The 896-nt window shown below is 49.4% G+C and carries 1 protein-coding gene; it reads left to right on the top strand.

What is annotated here, in order from left to right:
• The first annotated feature begins 170 nt into the window (after nt 1-170).
• On the top strand, nt 171-782 hold the full coding sequence (locus tag ACW9UQ_RS18655) for a GNAT family N-acetyltransferase (protein ID WP_458932484.1): 612 nt from the start codon (nt 171-173) through the stop codon (nt 780-782).
• Nucleotides 783-896 lie beyond the last annotated feature (114 nt).

The following is an 896-nucleotide window of genomic DNA, read 5'->3' as shown; positions in this document are numbered from 1 at the left end:
TTATCCCGAAACGCTTTAGTCAAGCCAAACTCAGCGCCGTCGCACGCCAGCTTAACGAGCGGCCACGGAAAACCTTGCAATACCAAACCCCAGCGGAGAAATTTGAAGCCTGTGTTGCGCTCACCTGTTGAAACCACAGGACGAAGCTGTCATTTGCGTCTGCCGAACGAATGACAGCTTTCATTCTAGTTCCGAAGTCATTAACAACCAAATTTCTGAATAATTGTGGATGCCAAATTTTATATCGTGAGGACAAAACAGGTATGCTTCGCCGACTGACAGCACGAGACGCCGCAACTCTTCGGACTTTTTGGGCTGAAGCCCTACGAACTGCGCCAGTTTACTTCTTGCTGACTGAAGAGGAGCTATTGGCAATACCGGACAGCAGCTTTGCCAGTAACATAGATAGCGGTTACTACATCGGAGCCTTTGACCATGATGAGAGATTGGTTGGCTTCGTTGTCGCCCGACGCGGTGGTCTAGAACGTCTTAAACACACTGCAGATATAGGGCCAATATACGTGCACGAGAAATCACAAGGTCGGGGTATCGGGCGGACGCTGATGGAAAGCGTTTGCGAACAGTTGAAAGTGGATGGTTTGCTGCAATCAGAGTTGACAGTTGACGCATCTAATCAGCGAGCAGTCAGGCTCTACAGATCGCTTGGCTTCGTTGAGTTCGGTCTTCGTCCGCGATCTGTTATTGTAAACCATTCTGCTCGCAATGACCTTATGATGATGACCACGTTTGATGGGACTGTCTTAGACGCGCCATCATTCTAGAGCACCGTCCATTTAATCTGCAACATACCCGGCAGCCTTGAAGAGATTTCGGCACTCGTCTGGTGGGAAGAGGTCGCATGTTTGTGCAACGGATTTGAAAAGCGCTTCGAAGGT

The organism is Halovulum sp. GXIMD14793 (assembly GCF_054457435.1).
The sequence above is the reverse complement of the archived record's forward strand: the minus strand, read 5'-3'. Positions and strand labels throughout refer to the sequence as shown.